Source organism: Pseudoduganella sp. GW821-FHT12E03 (assembly GCF_058807115.1).
Genome location: NZ_JBXAQJ010000006.1, coordinates 199,036 through 214,026, shown reverse-complemented (window position 1 = coordinate 214,026; position 14,991 = coordinate 199,036). Strand labels below are relative to the sequence as shown.

Annotated in this window: 13 protein-coding genes; all 13 read left to right on the top strand. The window is 64.2% G+C overall.

Annotated elements, in window-relative coordinates:
• Positions 1–17: 17 nt before the first annotated feature.
• Positions 18–500 carry a BW3TFN family phage tail fiber component gene (locus tag AC1RRC_RS17085; RefSeq protein ID WP_493056715.1) on the top strand — a complete coding sequence of 161 codons (483 nt, stop codon included), beginning with the start codon at positions 18–20 and terminating at the stop codon, positions 498–500.
• A 9-nt stretch (positions 501–509) separates the two neighbouring features.
• Positions 510–2,459, top strand: coding sequence for a DUF4815 domain-containing protein (locus AC1RRC_RS17080; protein ID WP_493056714.1), 1,950 nt, complete (start codon positions 510–512; stop codon positions 2,457–2,459).
• A gap of 48 nt (positions 2,460–2,507) precedes the next feature.
• Positions 2,508–3,716, top strand: a complete 1,209-nt coding sequence (locus AC1RRC_RS17075) for a hypothetical protein (protein ID WP_493056713.1) — start codon at positions 2,508–2,510, stop codon at positions 3,714–3,716.
• Positions 3,717–3,730: 14 nt separating this feature from the next.
• Positions 3,731–7,105 carry a beta strand repeat-containing protein gene (locus AC1RRC_RS17070; protein ID WP_493056712.1) on the top strand — a complete coding sequence of 1,125 codons (3,375 nt, stop codon included), beginning with the start codon at positions 3,731–3,733 and terminating at the stop codon, positions 7,103–7,105.
• Between the two features lie 20 nt (positions 7,106–7,125).
• The gene (locus AC1RRC_RS17065) at positions 7,126–7,443 is read left to right on the top strand and encodes a hypothetical protein (RefSeq protein ID WP_493056711.1); all 318 of its coding nucleotides are present in this window, start codon (positions 7,126–7,128) and stop codon (positions 7,441–7,443) included.
• The gene (locus tag AC1RRC_RS17060; RefSeq protein WP_493056710.1) at positions 7,443–8,366 is read left to right on the top strand and encodes a hypothetical protein; all 924 of its coding nucleotides are present in this window, start codon (positions 7,443–7,445) and stop codon (positions 8,364–8,366) included. The genes AC1RRC_RS17065 and AC1RRC_RS17060 overlap by 1 nt, the downstream gene beginning before the upstream one ends.
• 95 nt (positions 8,367–8,461) lie before the next feature.
• Positions 8,462–9,631, top strand: a complete 1,170-nt coding sequence (locus tag AC1RRC_RS17055; RefSeq protein WP_493056709.1) for a phage tail sheath subtilisin-like domain-containing protein — start codon at positions 8,462–8,464, stop codon at positions 9,629–9,631.
• 42 nt (positions 9,632–9,673) lie between these two features.
• Complete coding sequence (locus tag AC1RRC_RS17050; RefSeq protein WP_493056708.1) at positions 9,674–10,177, top strand: phage major tail tube protein; 504 nt, start codon at positions 9,674–9,676, stop codon at positions 10,175–10,177.
• 72 nt (positions 10,178–10,249) lie between these two features.
• Positions 10,250–10,588, top strand: coding sequence for a phage tail assembly protein (locus AC1RRC_RS17045; RefSeq protein WP_493056707.1), 339 nt, complete (start codon positions 10,250–10,252; stop codon positions 10,586–10,588).
• Positions 10,589–10,671: 83 nt separating this feature from the next.
• Positions 10,672–12,825, top strand: coding sequence for a hypothetical protein (locus tag AC1RRC_RS17040; protein ID WP_493056706.1), 2,154 nt, complete (start codon positions 10,672–10,674; stop codon positions 12,823–12,825).
• A complete protein-coding gene (locus AC1RRC_RS17035; RefSeq protein ID WP_493056705.1) occupies positions 12,822–13,742 on the top strand; it encodes a phage tail protein in 921 nt (306 codons plus the stop codon). The genes AC1RRC_RS17040 and AC1RRC_RS17035 overlap by 4 nt, the downstream gene beginning before the upstream one ends.
• On the top strand, positions 13,717–13,923 hold the full coding sequence (locus AC1RRC_RS17030) for a tail protein X (protein WP_493056704.1): 207 nt from the start codon (positions 13,717–13,719) through the stop codon (positions 13,921–13,923). Before AC1RRC_RS17035 ends, AC1RRC_RS17030 begins: the two co-directional genes overlap by 26 nt.
• 9 nt (positions 13,924–13,932) lie before the next feature.
• Entirely contained in the window at positions 13,933–14,979 is a 1,047-nt protein-coding gene (locus AC1RRC_RS17025) for a phage late control D family protein (protein WP_493056703.1), read from the top strand.
• Positions 14,980–14,991 lie beyond the last annotated feature (12 nt).

Below are 14,991 nucleotides of genomic sequence, written 5' to 3'. Positions count from 1 at the left end.
TTACAAGGAGATTTTTTATGGCGATATTGACTTCTTCCGGCCGCGCGGCGGTCGCCGCATCGATCAAGGCCATGCCGCTGCACCTGGCATGGGGCGCGGGCTTGCCGTCATGGGACGCGACGCCGGAACCGGAACCGGTGCTGGCCACCGCGCTGCAAAGCGAAATCGGCCGCCGCGAACTGACGCAATCGCTGTTTTGCGTGCCGGACCCGAATGGTGAAGTGATCGTGCCGACCGGCCGTTTTTCGATCAGCAACGAACCCACCAACAACCTGTACCTGCGCTTCAACTTCGATTTCGCCGATGCCGCCGCATCGGACATCCGCGAAGTGGGCGTGTTCGTCGGCACCGTGGTCAAAACCGGCCTGCCGGCGGGCCAGAAGTACTTCACCTTGGCCGAGCTGGCGCAGCGCGGCCAGTTGCTGGCGCTGGAACGCTTGCCGAAGTTTACCCGCAACGCGGCCGTGCGCCAGACGTTTGAATTTGTCATCACCTTCTAAGGGACCACCATGGCTGAAAATCTGCTGCACCACTACGACCGCCACGATCCGGCGCGCAATTATGAAAAACACCTGTTCCGCGCCGGCTACGTGCTGCAATCGGCGGAGCTCAATGAAATCCAGAGCGCCTCGCTGCAGCGCCTGAAGGGCGTGGCCGATGCGCTGTTCAAGGATGGCGACATCATCCGCGACGCCCAGGTCAACGTGAACCAGGCCAGCGGCACCGTCAAATGCGGCGCCGGTGCGGTCTACCTGCGCGGCGCCGTGCGCGGCGTGGCGTCCAGCCAGGTCACGATCCCGGTCGATAAAACCGTCTCCATCGGCATTTACCTGCAAGAACGCGTGGTGACGGAATTGCAGGACCCGGCGCTGCGCGATCCGGCTTCCGAAGTGCGCAATTACCAGGAACCGGGCGCGGGCCGCCTGGAAGTGGCGACGAGCTGGGGCTGGCAGGCGGCCGGCCAGGCCGATGGCCAGGTCGGCGAGTTTTATCCGGTCTACACCGCCGACATGGGCGTGCTGCGCTCGAAGTCCACGCCGCCGCAGCTCGATTCGCTGTCGCAGGCGATTGCCCGCTATGACCGCGACTCCACCGGCGGCGACTACGTTGTCAACGGCATGCGCATCACCATGCTGCCGGACGTGAACGGCGTGCAGCAATACAGCGCCGATGCCGGCACGGCACGCGTCAACGGTTTCCCGATCGAACTTCCCGCTGCGCGCCGCCTGCCTTACAGCGCGGCGCCGGACATCCGGTTCATCGACTCGGAACCGTGGATGTCGACCACCATCGGGGCGCAGCGCATCACGTTCGACCGCACGCCGGTGCAAAACATCACGCAAGTGCGCATCACGGCGGAAAAGACCGCGGAAATCGTGCACGGTTCCTTCCTGGGTTCGCAAGACCCGCTGCAGGTGCCATCGATCGTGGAAATCGTCGAGGTGAAGCAGGGCGGCACCACCTACGTGCAGGGCGTGGACTTCAAATTGACGGGCCAGAAGATCGACTGGAGCCTGGATGGCGCGGAACCTTCGATCGGCTCGACCTATACCGCAAAGTTCCGCCACATCACTTCGGTGACGCCGAGCTCGGTCGATGAGACCGGCTACACCGTGACCGGCGCCGTGGTCGGCACCCTGGTGCAAACATCGTACAACGTCAAACTGCCGCGCATCGACCGCCTGTGCCTGACGCAGGAAGGCACGTTTGAATGGGTGCGGGGCACCTCGACCGATTTCGATCCGGTGCCACCGCCAGTGCCGAACCAGTTCCTGCCGCTGGCCATGGTGCGCCAGACCTGGAGCGCGGAGCGCGCGCTGCAAAACGATGGCTTGCGCGTGGTGCCGATGAAAGACCTGGAGGAAATCAATGAGCGCCTGAACAGCATCACGGACATGATCGCCCAGCAGCGCCTGGCGTCGGACGCCAATGCGCGCAATGCGGCGGCCAAGAAGGGCATGTTCGTCGATCCCTTCCTCAACGATAACCAGCGAGATGCCGGCATTGCGCAAACCGCGGCCATTGTGCGCGGTGAACTGGTGCTGCCGGTCAGCGCCGCGTTCCTGCGTCCCGCCGCCGACATCACCGCGCCGCTGGTGTTGAACGGCACGCCGGCCACCGTGCTGCAGCAGGGCGCCATGACGGGCGCGATGCAGATCAACCCTTACCAGGCGTATGAGCCGATTCCGGCCACCGTGAAACTGGACCCGCCGGCGGACCGTTTTACCGTCACCAACACCACCTGGACCAGCGCCGCGACGGAAGTCATGACGGTGGGCGGCGGCGCGCTGACCCGCACCACCAGCGAGACGGAACGACAGGTGGTGTCGAGCAGCGCGAAGGCGGCGGAATTCCTGCGCCAGATCGACGTGGCGTTCCAGATCGATGGCCTGGCGCCGGGCGAAGTGCTCAATGCACTGACGTTTGACGGCATTGCCGTGACGCCGGTTTCGGTTTGAATTCCGGTTTGAATTCCGGGTTGAATTTATTACATATCAGGAGCAATGATGGCGCTTGTCGCAAATAACCAGGGCCGGATTTCCGGCAAATTCACCATTCCCGCCAACGTGCCGGCCGGCCGCAAGGAATTCGTCGCCAGCGGTTCGCAGGGCAACCGGGGCAGCGCGATCTTCGTCGGTGACGGCACTGTCACCGACCAGGTGGTGCGCTGGCTGACCACGGTCACCATCAACCGCTACGACCCGGTGGCGCAAACGTTCTCGCTGCTCCAGCCGGAGCAAATCAAGGGCGTGGACTTGTTCATCACCGCCAAGGGCGCCAAGCCGGTGCGCGTGCAGTTGCGCGAAACCGCGTTCGGAGTGCCGACCCAAACCGTGCTGGCGGAAGCGGTGCTGGTGGCGGCTGGTATCACGGCCGGCGCATGGAACCGTTTCGAATTCCCGTCGCCGGTCAACCTGTCGGCCAATGTCGAATACGCCGCCGTGGTGCTGAGCGAGGAAGCGGCGCCCGCGGTGGGCATTGCGGAGCTGGGCAAGTATGACGCGGCCAGCGCGAAATGGGTGACCAGCCAGCCGTACCAGGTGGGCGTGCTGCTGTCGTCGTCGAACGCCTCGACCTGGACGCCGCACCAGGACCGCGACTTGGCGTTCCGCATTGTCGGCCAGCGCTACACGGAAAACAGCCGCCTGGTGGACCTGGGCGCGATTTCCGTGGTGAACGTGACGGAATTCCGCCTGCAAGGCTTGATCGAAGCGCCGATGCAAGGCGCCACCGGCGACTACCAGCTGGAGTTTCCCGACGGCCGCGTGGTCCGTGTCGGCAATGGCCAGGTGGTATCGCTGCCGGCGCCGGTGACGGGCGCCGTGAAAGTGCGCGCGGCGGTGTCGGCCACCGCCACCCATTCGGCCGTGCTGCATCCCGGCACCTTTGTCGCGGCGGGCAGCCTGGCCACGTCGGCCGATTACGTGACCCGCGCGATCGAAGCCGATGCGCTGGGCGCGGACGTGCGCGTGGTGTTCGACGCCGTGATTCCTTCCGGCTCCACCGTCAAGGCGTATTACAAGGGCCTGGACGCCGGCGACAACTGGGTGGAAATGCCGTTGACGGGCACCCCGAAACCGCTGGACGACAAGCTGTATGAATTTTCGTTTGCCAGCAACGACGTGATGGAAGCGCGCCTGCGCATCAAGCTGGCGCTGACCGGCTCCCCGACGGCGCGCCCGCGTGTCCGCAACCTGCGCGTGACTGTACTGTAACCATGGACTGACACATGATCGATCAAAAAACTTCCCACCAGGCTTATCCGCTGCCGCACGCGGATAATGCCCTGGGCTTTGACGTGGCCCGTGTGCGGGATGCGCTCACGGCCATCGATGGCGACATGTTCCAGGCGAGCGCGGTTGCGACGGCTGCGAAACAGCTGGTCGATGGCGTGATTGCCAACACGGTCGCCACCGCGCAGGCCGGCAAGGTGCTCAAGCTCGATGCGAATGCCGCGCTGCCGGCCAGCGTGACGGGCAACGCCGCCACCGCCGACACGCTGAAATCCGCGCGCACCGTGTCGCTGTCGGGCGCGGCCAGCGGCTCGGTGGTGTTCGACGGCAGCGCCAATGTCACCATTCCCGTGACGGTGGCCAATGACAGCCATGCGCATGCGTTTTCCAACCTGACCGGGATTCCGGCCACATTGGCTGAGCACAAGATCACCGATGCCTATACCAAGGCGGAAGTGGACAGCATGGTGACGGGGCTGGATATGAAAGCCTCCGTGCGGCTGGCCACCACGGCTGACCTGGGCGTGCTGACCGGCAGCAAAACCGTGGACGGCGTGACGGTGGCCACTGGCAACCGGGTACTGGTAAAAGACCAGGCGACCGCATCGCAGAACGGCATTTACATTGCCGACACCGGCGCCGCCTGGAGCCGTGCCGGCGATGCCAACAACGGCGCCAAGGTGACGCCGGGCATGTATGTGTTCGTTGAAGAAGGCGCCGTCAACGACAACTCCGGCTGGGTGCTGGCCACCAATGGCGCCATTACGGTCGGCTCGACGGCGCTGAGCTTCGTGCAATTCAATGGCCTGGGCCAGGTGACTGCCGGTACCGGACTGCAAAAGAATGGCAATACGATCGCCCTGGCCAATACCACCGTTGTCACCGGCACCTATGGCTCGGCCACGCAGGCGGCGAGCTTCACGGTGAACGCGCAGGGGCAACTGACCAATGTGACGCCGATGACCATCACGCCGGACTGGAGCAGCATCACCAACCGCGACGCGGCGCCGGCCAACCATACGCACACGCTGGCCATTGGTGACGGCACCGTGCAGAAGATGACGGTGGCCACCAATGAACGCCTCAACATCAAGGCCGGCGCCAACGTGGCGCTGGCGTTTGATGATGCGGGCAACACGGTGACCATTTCCACCAGCGGCCAGTTGTCCGGCAACGTCGATACCGCGACGCGCCTGCAGGCATCGCGCACCATTGCGCTGTCCGGCGACGCCACCGGCTTTATCGATTTCGACGGCAGCGCCAATGTGACGTTGCCGGTCACTGTGCTCGACGACAGCCACCAGCACACGTTCGCCAATTTGAAGTCCATCCCGACCACCTTGGCCGAGCACAACATCACCAACGCCTATACCAAGGCGGAAGTGGACAGCATGGTGTCGGGGCTGGACATGAAGGCGTCCGTGCGGCTGGCCACCACGGCGGACCTGGGGACGCTGAACGGTGTCAAAACCGTGGATGGTGTGACGGTGGCAAATGGCGACCGCGTGCTGGTCAAGGATCAGTCCTCCGCAGCGCAGAACGGCATCTATCTTGCCAACACCACCGGCAACTGGAGCCGCGCCGGAGATGCGGACCAGAGCGCCAAGGTGACACCGGGCATGTATGTGTTCGTTGAAGAAGGCGCTGTCAATGACAATTCGGGCTGGGTGCTGGCGACCAATGCGCCCATCTCACTGAATACGACGTCGTTGGCATTTACCCAGTTCAATGGCCTGGGCCAGGTGACGGCGGGTGCCGGTTTGCAGAAAACCGGCAATACGCTGTCGCTGCCCAATACCGGCGTGGCGGCGCGCTCCTGGGGGGCCGGGACGTTGATTCCCACTTTCGAAGTCGATGCGCAGGGCCGTGTGAAGTCGGTGGTGGAAGTGGCGCCAGTGGGTAACTGGAGCACGCTGCAAAACAAGCCGACCACCCGCGACACCTTCGGCCTTAGCGACGTCTACACCAAGACGGAAGTCGACAACATGGTGTCGGGGCTGGACATGAAGGCATCCGTACGGCTTGCCACCACGGGCGACCTGGGCGCATTGACCGGCGTCAAAACCGTGGACGGCGTGACGGTGGTCACTGGCGACCGGGTACTGGTAAAAGACCAGACCAGCGCATCGCAGAACGGCATTTACATTGCCAACACCGGCACCACGTGGAGCCGTGCCGGCGATGCCGATCACAGCACCAAGGTGACGTCCGGCATGTACGTGTTTGTCGAAGAAGGCGCCGTCAACGACAACTCCGGCTGGGTGCTGGCAACCAACGGTGCGGTTACGCTGGGTTCGACGGCGCTGACGTTCGTGCAGTTCAATGGATTGGGGCAGGTGACGGCTGGCACGGGGCTGCAAAAGTCGGGCAATACCATCGGTTTGCAGAACATCGTTACGGCTGTTGGGCCGGTCGGCAATGGCACGACGGTGCCGGTCGTGACGATTGATGCGACCGGGCGCGTGACGGCGTTGTCCAGCGCTGCGGTAACGCCGCCGTCCTGGACTGCGATCACGGGCAAGCCGACGCTGCTCAATGACTACGGGATCACGGACGCGCAGCCGAAATCGGCCGAGTTGACGGCTGAGTCGAACTTGACCGGCACCGGCATGATTGCCCGCAATGGCACGGGGGCTCGCGTCTTACGCACGCTGATGCCGGGTAACGGCGTCACCGTTACAAACGGCAACGGCGTTAACGGTGACCCTGTGATCAGCCTGGCCAATATCGGCGCGGCCAGCGGCGTGACCGGAAGTGGAACCATGATTCCGACGGTCCGTATCGATGAAACCGGCCGCGTGACATCGTTGAGCAGCACGCCGGTGACGCCGGGCTGGGCATCGATTCCGGATAAACCGACCACGCTGCTAGGCTACGCCATTAGCGATGCGCAGCCGAAGTCGGTCGAATTGCTGGCGGAAGCAGGTTTGAATACCACCGGCTTGATTGCACGTAGCGGACCGGGTAGCCGTGTGACACGGGCGGTGGCCCAGGGGACGGGCATCGTCGTGACCAATGGCGATGGCGTCAATGGCAATCCGACAGTGGCGCTGGCCAATACCACCGTCACCGCACAGTCATACGGTTCCGGGACGGCAGTGGCGGCGTTTACCGTGGATGCGCAGGGGCGGTTGACCCAGGCGTCGTCGGTTGCCATTGCACCCGGATGGACTGCCGTGACCGGTAAGCCGACGTCGCTGTCCAGTTCCGGCTGGACGGCGGTCAAGGGGGATGTGGGGTTAGGGAATGTCGACAATACATCGGATATGAATAAGCCGGTGTCGACTGCCCAGGCGGCGGCGATCAGCAACGCGCTGACAGGGCTCCTCACCAACAGTCGAGCTAAACGTCAGTTCTTCTCGGGTTTTTAATATCTTTTGACGGAGATGCTATGGCATCAGGTAAGTTTGGAAATGCGGTATTAACTGCCGCAACATGGTCGGTTTTATACACGGTGCCGGCCGGAATGGTTAGCACAGCCAGTATTAATGTTTGCAACAGGAGCGAGTCGATTGCTCGTGTGCGCATTGCCGTTGCGGCCAGCTCTGTACCCGGTAATGCGGAATGTATTGAATATGATGCGTTGTTGACTGCCCACGATGTATTGGAGCGCACCGGCATCGTCTGTTCTGCAGGCGAGAAAATTGTTGTTTGGGCGGACGCGGCGAATGTGTCGGTACGAGTTCATGGATTTGAGGAGATTGCATAATGGGGCGCTTTTTGAGTGAGAAATTCTCTGCACGGGTTGCTGCGCCCGGTTATTTAAGCGAATTTGGAACTGGTGCGTGGCAGCAGTTTAATGCTAACGGGAGCTTTATTGTCCCGGCAGGAGTTTTCAGCGTCCGTATCAGGGTGGTCGGAGCGGGCGGCGGCGGCGCTGTTAATGGGAACGGTTCAGCTGGCGGAGCCAGCAGCGCGGGGGCATTGATTTCCGCGACAGGTGGTGGTGGCGGTACCTGGGCTGGCCTTGGTGGTGTTGGCGGTAATGGCGTCGGTGGCGATATTCAGGCAAGCGGCGGCGCAGGAGGCTATGGAAGCACATCCAATAACCACTCCGGTGGCGGTGGCGCTGCGGGTTCCCAATTAGGCAAGGGTGGTGCTGGCGGCTCCTATGGTGGCGGCGGAGGCGGATTGGCGGGCAACAATGGAGGCACTATGCCTTCCGTGGGAGGCGCTTCCGCATTTGGCATACCCAGTAATTTAGGTGGCCCTGATGTGGTTGGAAACGTCACAACGAGTGTGGGTACTGCCAATCCAATTAACGCCATTATGCGCTTTCCATTCGATATCTTTACAGGTGGTGGTGGTGCCGGGGGTACCGGAAATGGCGCAAATGGGTATAACGGTGGCCCCGGAGCTGGTGGTGGCGCTGGTTATGGCACTTCTAGCGTGGGCAATGGTGGGGTGGGCGGCGGGGGCGGTGGCGGAATAAATACCGGTACTGGCGGCAAAGGCGGCATTGGTGGAGGCGGAGGTGGTGGGAACGGCGGGAGTGGGGGAGGCGGTGGCGGTTATGCACATGGTGTTTTTTCTGTTCAACCAGGTGATTCATTGTCAATTACGGTCGGCGTCGGAGGTAATGCCACCCAATCTCAAGCTGGCGGAAATGGAATTTGCATTGTCGAATATTGAAAGCAGTAATAACGAAATATTGTAATTGAGGAAGTACTAATAATTAACTATTCCCCGCCCCGAGCGGGTTTTTTTATTTCTAAAAGGAGCAACACATGCCAGCAACCTCTTTCTTCCACGGCGTCACCGTCACCCTGGTCGACACCGGCCCGCGCGCCATTGCCACCCCATCGAGCTCGGTGATCGGCCTGGTCGATACCTACACGCCGGGCGCTGGCCTGGCCGCGCCGAATACGCCGGTGAAGATCACTTCGCTGCGCGAAGCGGCCGCCGCGTTCGGCGCCGACAGCGCGATCTATAAATCGCTGCGCGCCATCTATGCCCGCACCAGCGCCGTGGTGGCCGCTGTCGGTGTGGCCAAGGTGGCCGATGCGGCGGCGCAGGCCACCGCCATCATTGGCGGCGTGACCGCGCAGGGCGCTCGCACCGGCCTGCAGGCGCTGCTCGACGCCAAGTCCGTGCTGGGCCTGCATCCGCGCCTGCTGGCGGCGCCGGGCCATTCGGCCACCCAGGCGGTGGCGACCGACATGGATGGTCTGGCGGGCAAGCTGCGCGCCATTGCCATCATCGACGGTCCCAACACCACCGACGATGCCGCCGTCGCCCATGCCCAGCTCTTCGGCAGCAAGCGCCTGTACATGGTCGATCCCGGCTTGCGCCTGTGGGACGCCACGGCCAATGCGGAAATCGATGCGCCGGCATCGGCCGCCACGGCCGGCCTGTTCGCCTGGACCGATGCGGAATATGGTTTCTGGGTGTCGCCATCGAACAAGGAAATGACCGGCATCACCGGCACCAAGCGCCCGGTCGAGTTCCTGGACGGCGATGCAACCTGCCGCGCCAACCTGCTGAACCAGGCCAAGGTCGCCACCGTCATCCGAGACGGCGGCTTCCGCCTGTGGGGCAACCGCACCTTGTCGGCCGATCCGAAGTGGGCCTTCGTGACCCGCGTGCGCACCACCGACATGGTGATGGACGCGATCCTGTATGCGCACAAATGGGCGGTGGACCGGGGCATTACGCGCACCTATGTGAAAGATGTGACGGAAGGCCTGAACGCCTTCATGCGCGACCTGCGCAATGCCGGCTGCGTCATCAATTTCGAAGTGTATGCCGACCCGGACCTGAACTCGGCCAGCCAGCTGGAGCAGGGCAAGGTGTACTGGAATATCCGCTTCACCGATGTGCCGCCGGCTGAAAACCCGAACTTCCGCGTCGAAGTGACCAACCAGTGGGTCGCCGAAGTGCTGGACACCGCCAACTGATCACCGAACCATTCTGACCATTCAAGCATTAGGAGAAACCATATGATTCCGCAAACCCTGTACAACTTCAACCTGTTCGTCGACGGCACCAGCTACGCCGGTGTCGCCACCCAACTGACCCTGCCGAAGCTCAAAGTCAAGACCGAGGATTACCGCGCCGGCGGCATGGACGCGCCCATCAAGATGGACATGGGCATGGAAGCGATGGATGCCGCGTTCTCGATGTCCGGCGTGGCCAAGGACGTGCTGAAGCACTTCGGCCTGTCCGATGCGTCCGCCTTCAAGGGCACGTTCCGCGGCGCCTTCCGCGACCAGAAGGGCGCGGTGGTGGCGGCCGTCGCCACCTTTAACGGCACGCTGTATGACGTCGATATGGGCGACTGGAAAACCGGTGAAAAAAGCGAAACCAAATACACCGTCAACTGCAGCTATTACAAGTTGGAAGTCGATGGCGCCACCGTGTTTGAAATCGAACCGGCCGCGGGCATCCGCGTGATCAACGGCAAAGACCAGCTGGCCGAAGTGCGCGCCGCACTGGGCGCCTGACAGTTCCCCGATCCTGCCTGAGTGATTAACCCATGCCCGGCCCCGAGCCGGGTTTTTTTTTGAAAGACTGATATGGAAAAAATGGTTCCGCAATGGCTGCGTCCCGGTACGGACGCGGTGACGGTCACCTTGTCGCGCCCTGAATCGTTCAACGGCGTCAAATCCAACCAGGTGGTGCTGCGCGCGCCGACCGTGCGCGACATGCGCGCCGCGCAGCGCCTGCACCCGAGCGACGTGGAAGAGCGCGAGCTGGCGCTGTTCGCCAGCCTGATGCAGGTGGCGCCCGCCGACCTGGAACAGCTCAAGCTGACCGACTACAACCGCATCCAGGAGGCGTACTTTCGGCTGGTTTCCGATGCTGAGCCTGCAGCCGGAGCAGGTGCGGCGGCTGGCGCGGCGGCTGGCGAGTGAATACACGTTCCAGCCATCGGAGATTGACCGCATGACGCTGGAAGACATGGTGTGGTGGCTGGATGGGAACGGAGGAGGACGCGATGACGGATGACGCGACTGGCGGCGACGAGCAGTTTTTGACGGGAATGGAAGTAGGGGATGCGTTGCGCGGCAAGGCGGGCGGCATCGGCCGTGCGCTGGCCACAACGGCAAAGCAGGCCGCCGATTACCAATCCATTGTGGACGATATCGCCCTGATTGCCATGACGACCCAGCCGCAGGCGTGGGAGGGCGGCAACCGGCAGGAAATCAGGGAGAAAAACACGCAGGCCATTGCGGCCGGCATTGCCGTAACGGCGCGCGAGCAGGGTATTGGACGCAATGCGCTCGGCAAGGCGGTCGGGCAACTGGTCGGGAAAGACACGAGCTATGGCGAGGCGCTGGCAATGGCGCCGAAGATTGCGCAGTTCTCGGTCGGCCAGAAGGTTGGCGTGGAGAGCGCGGCGACACTGGCTGCTTCGCTCAAGGAGCATGGTGGCGCGACCGCGGCCAACCTGGACGTATCGCTGGCCCGGGTCGCCAAATTTGGCTACATGAACGGCGTCGAGCGCGAACAGCTTGCCGTGATCTTGCCGCAACTGATGCGCGACCTGGCCAACCTGGGCGTGGAAAAGGACGAGACCCTGCTGTACGCGCAGGCCATGCTTGAAAAGGCGATGGAAAAGGAGGCCGATCCGAAAAAGGCCGCCCAACTGGTGCATACCGCGCTGCTCGGCAAGCGTGGCAATGGCAGCGAGGCGCACAAGGAGGCGGCGCGCAAAGCGCTGGCCGCCACGGTCCTGATCGAAGAACAGAAGGCCGCGCCGGTGGACACCGGTTTGCTCGAACGCGATCACAAGGCGGTGCGCGCCAGGTCGGAGTCGACATGGGCGGAGACCGGGCGGGCTGCGGAAAACTCCGGGCGCCAGATTGGCGACGTATTGCGTCCTGTCACGGACTGGACCGCCGAAGCCTTGACCGGCGTGGCCACCGGCGCGGGCGAACTGGCCCAGGCCTGGCCCGCGCTGACCCGGAGCGCGGCGGTGGTGGCGGGCACGCTGGCGGCGGCAGCGGCGGCGTTCGGCACGTGGAAGGCCGCCAGCGGGATGTTCTCGCTTGGTAAGGGAATGCTGGGGCGGGGCGGCGTGCCAGCGGCGGGCGGCAACAGCGCCGGTGTGCAAGATGTCCGTGTGCTCAATTGGCCCGCCGCCATGGGCGGCAGCGGTGCGGGATTGCCAGATCTGCCGGATCGCAATGGGCGGCCGGGCGGCGGCAGGCCGCCGGGACCGGGGCGGGGCGGATGGCTGGCGCGCGCCTGGCAGGGAGTGAAGAACGGCCGGAGCATGGTCCACGGCGCGCTCAATAGCCAGGCCGGAAGATTTATCACGCGCCGGTTCGGTCTGCTGGCGGCAGGCGTCACCGGGCTGGAGTTGGTGCAGGCGTACCGCAGCGGCAATCAGACCGGGAAGGACAATGCCCATGGCGCAATGGTCGCCATGGGGGTGGGCGCGGCGCTGGGTGGATTGGCAGGCGGTCCCGGCGGCGCCATGCTTGGCGCATCGCTGGGGCGGGCCGCATTTGATGTCTTCCTGCGCAAAACCGGCGAAAAAACCGGTGAGAAGAGCGGCGAGAAGAATGGCGAGAAGCACGGTGAGACGAAGCCGGGCACGGTGGCAACCGGTCTGGCGCCCGCGCCATTTGCCATGCCGGTGGCGCCACCCTTTGGCGCAGCCGGACTCGGGCAGCATGACAGGATCTGGACACAATCGGTGTTACAGCCCACGCCATTGCTGGCGATGGGCGTGGCGGTTGCCTGGCCGCTGCATCGGGGAGCGGGGTTGACGGCGCCAGGGGGGGCGCCGTTATCGGCGGCCCCGGCCGGCGCCATCACCCAGGCCGCATCAGACGGCACTGCACCGGCTGCCGTGGGCGCCCGGTCACGCAATGCGCCGGATCCGATGGATAAGTTTCTGGCGCCTCCCCAGCCTGCGTTGCCGGGCGGCGGCAAGCGCGCGGCGGCCGGCGTTGGCGCGGCGCCGCAGATCAACTTCAATCCTGCGATCACCGTCACCGTCCAGGGCGACGTGCGCGAACCGCGCCGCATCGCCGAAGAACTGATGCCGTACTTGCGGCAATTATTCGATCAATTCCAGGGCCAGCAACAGCGTTCCTCGCTGTTTGACTCGCATCTGACTGCGGGAGGAATCGCAACATGAGCATAGACAGCTTGATCCGGCAAGCCACCGGCGAGGCGGCCAGGGCTGCCGAGCGGGTGCGCAAGGCCGAGGCAATGCTGAAACAACGGGTGGACGGGCTGGAACAGCACGTCAACGGACAGGCGCACAAGGCGGCGCAATGGATCGAGGCGGCGGCAAGCCATATCGACCGGGCCGGCAAGCTGGCCGCGTCCGCATCGGCGGCATTGAACCGCATGTTGCCTGTGGCGGAAGCGGCTGCGGTCAGGCGGGGGACGGGGGTGCTGGCCGCCGCCGCCGACCGCTTTGCCGCCAGCGGCATCACCGCCATCAAGGAAGCGGGCGGCCGGCTGCAGGCATCGGCGGCGGGACTGGGCAAGAAGCTGGGCATTTTCATCGTGGCGGAACAGCCGGGCAAGCCGGCCGCCACGCCGGAAGTCAAGTCGTCGGCGGAACTGAAACCGGCCGCCCCGCGCATGGCGCAGGCGACATCGGCCGCCCCGCATTTACTGACGTTGATGCCGCCGCAAGGGCAGGGCGATGGTTTTCACTTTGCCTTGTCCGCCACGGCGTTCGACACGTTGCGGCGGCAAACCGCGTTCGGCATCGACAGCGTGCCCCGGCTGGGACGGCCGGATGCGGCGCAGGCGGTTGGCCAGGGTTCGGAAACGCTGACCTTGGGCGGCGCGGTCTATCTGGCGCGCCGCATTACCGCCGGCAAGGGGACGGCCGGTTCCGATGAGCTGGAGCAGTTGCGCAGGCTGGGCCTGGCCCTGAAGCCGCTGGCGCTGACCATGGGTTCCGGCGACGTGCTGGGCCGCTGGTACATGACCAGCCTGACCGAAGAGCGCAGCTACCTGATCGCGGGCGGCCACGCGCGCAAACAAACCTACACACTGGAGTTCAAACGCTATGGCGACGATTATCAGAAGCTGTGACGGCGACGTGCTCGACACGCTGTGCCACGCGCATTACGGCCACTTGCCGGGCGTGGTCGAAGCCGTCTATGGCGCCAACCCGGGCCTGGCGGCATTGCGGCAACCGTTGGCGGCGGGCGTGCTGATCACCATGCCGGACCTGCCGCCACGGCGGGCCGACACCATCCAGCTGTGGACGTGAGGTGGCGCCATGCAAGCACGATTCCATATCGAGGCCGATGGCGTCGACATCACGCCCCTGCTGAACGACCGGCTGATGTTCCTGCGGCTGACCGACAAACCCGGGCTGGCCGCCGATACCTGTGAACTGAAAATCGATGACCGCGACGGCAGGGTGGCGCTGCCGCCCAAAGGTGCGATGTTGAGGGTGTCGCTGGGACGCATGGGCGGGGATTTGCATTTCCTCGGCCTGTACCGGATCGACGAAGTCGTCATGGAAAGTTCACCCATGACGATGACCCTGCGCGGCAAAAGCGCGGACTTGCGCAAGGATGCGAAAAGCCAGCGCAGCCAGGCGTTTGAAAACACCACGCTCGACGTCATTACCGACCGCATTGCCCGGCGCCACGGCTGGCTGCCCGTGTGCCGCGTGGCGGCGCGGGTGGCCCGGGCCGACCAGTTGCGCGAAAGCGATTTGCACTTCATGACGCGCCTGGCCCAGGCCTATGGCGCGACCGCCACCGTCAAGAACAACAAGTTGCTGGTGTTGCCGCGCGGCGCAGGCGAGTCCGCCAGTGGCGAATCGTTGCCGGCGGTGGAAATTACCCCCGGCATGCTGTCGCGCTACAGCTTTACGTTTGCCGACCGCGCGCTGGTGGCGGCGGTGACGGCCCGCAGCCACGACCAGGCCACCGGACGCCAAACCGAAGTGCGCGCCGCCAACGGCGGGGCCATCGCGCAGGGCGGCGCCGAACTGGCCGGGCGTCATCCCCATACGGATGGGGCGGCGGCGCAGGCGGCGGCCGATGCGGGCCTGGCGGCGCTGAACCGGGACACTGCCAGCGGCCAGCTGGAGATGCCGGGCAATCCCGCCATCGGCGCGGAACGGCGCCTGGTCTTGAAAGACTTCAAGGATGGCTTGAATGGCGATTACCTGGTCGGCGCGGTCGAACACACCTTTGCCGGCAAGTCATGGCAAATGCAGGTGACCGTCAATGCCGGCAACCAGGGCAAGACCGGCCCTGTGCGCGGCAACAAGTCCGGCCCGGCGCTGGCGGCCGCGCCACCTTCCCGTTGACACTCTTATGAA